This window comes from Streptomyces anatolicus, from assembly GCF_019400875.1.
Lineage (GTDB): Bacteria > Actinomycetota > Actinomycetes > Streptomycetales > Streptomycetaceae > Streptomyces > Streptomyces anatolicus.
The window spans coordinates 1-1,525 of the sequence record NZ_WMBF01000812.1 but is presented as its reverse complement, the minus strand read 5'-3'; the positions used below and the strand labels follow the sequence as shown (position 1 = coordinate 1,525).

The 1,525-nt window shown below is 72.9% G+C and carries 1 protein-coding gene; it reads right to left on the bottom strand.

Annotated features, from left to right (window positions below):
- Nucleotides 1–1,075 (bottom strand): thiolase C-terminal domain-containing protein (locus GKQ77_RS32655; RefSeq protein WP_219692769.1); only part of this gene is annotated, 1,075 nt, incomplete at its 3' end.
- Nucleotides 1,076–1,525: the final 450 nt, after the last annotated feature.

The following is a 1,525-nucleotide window of genomic DNA, read 5'->3' as shown; positions in this document are numbered from 1 at the left end:
CGCCCGCCCGGCCCCGCAGCTGGCGCACCGCCTCCACCAGCAGGAACAGGCCCCGCATTCCGGGGTGCTGTGCGGAGAGGCCGCCGCCGTCCGTGTTCGTCGGGAGGGAGCCCGTGCGCAGCAGGCGGCCCTTCTCCACGAACGCGCCGCCCTCGCCCTTTCCGCAGAACCCCAGGTCCTCCAGCGTCACCAGCGTCATATAGGTGAACGCGTCGTAGATCTGGGCCACGTCCACGTCCTGTGGGCGCACCCCCGCCCGTGCGAAGGCGAGGCGGCCGCTCACCGCCGCCGGTGAGACCGTGAAGTCCTCCCACTCCGACATCGTCGTGTGCGAGACGTGCTCGCCCGCGCCGAGCACCCACACCGGCTCCGACGCGCAGTCCGCCACGTACTCCTCCGCCGCGAGCAGCACGGCGCAGCCCCCGTCGGAACGGATGCAGCAGTGCAGCTTGGTGAACGGGTCCGCGATCATCGGCCCCGCGATCACCTCGTCCACCGTGATCGGCTCGCGGAACATCGCGTCCGGGTTGGTCGCCGCGTTGGCCCGCGCCTGGACGGCCACTGAGGCGAGCTGTTCCAGCGTCGTGCCGTACTCGTGCATGTGGCGGCGCGCGGCCATCGCGTACTTGGCGATCAGGGAGTGCCCGTAGGGGGCCTCGAACTGGAGCGGGCCCCGCGCCCCGAAGGAGAGGTTGGCGGTGCGGCGCCCCGCCTTGATGTCGGCGCGGGCGGTCGAGCCGTAGACGAGGAGTACGGCGTTGGCCCGCCCCGCCGCTATCGCCTCCGCCGCGTGCGCCGCCATGACCTCCCAGGTGGCGCCGCCGACCGAGGTGGAGTCGACCCAGCGGGGCCTCAGGCCGAGGTACTCGGCGACCTCCACGGGCGCCAGCGCGCCGAGGCCCGCCGAGGCGACGCCGTCGATGACGTCCCGGGCGAGTCCGCAGTCGGCGAGCGCGCGGCGGGCCGCCTGGGCGTGCAGGGCGTAGGGCGTGGCCTCGTCGACCCGGCCGCAGTCCGAGAGGGCGACCCCGACGACGGCGACCTTGCGGGAAGGGAAACGGGGGGCAGTAGGCATGGATCTGACGGTATATCAGATTACTGACGGTGGAGTAGGCCGCCGTCTGTCCGAGTGCTCGCTCGGGCCGGGATGCCCGTGTGCTCACTCGGGCCGGATGCCCGTGTGCTCGCTCGGGCGGGATGCCCGGGTGCGGTAATTCGGGTGCGGTACGCGAGTGCGTACGCGGGCGGTGCGGCCCCGGACGCCCGGCCGGATATCGGCGGCCCGTGACAGGAACCGGCGTGACGCGTTGGCACTCATGCTCCATGAGGATCCGGGACAGCCCTTACTGGTCGCTCCTCCCGGCCCCCACGGCACACCGCACGCGTGTGCCGGTTCCCGCTGAGCCGAGAACGAGGAAGTCACGTGCCCCTGTCGACACACAGACGCCTGGCCATGAGCGCCACCCTGATCGCCGCGCTCGCCGGCGTTCTCGCCCCCGCCACCGCCGCCTCCGCGGCACCGGCA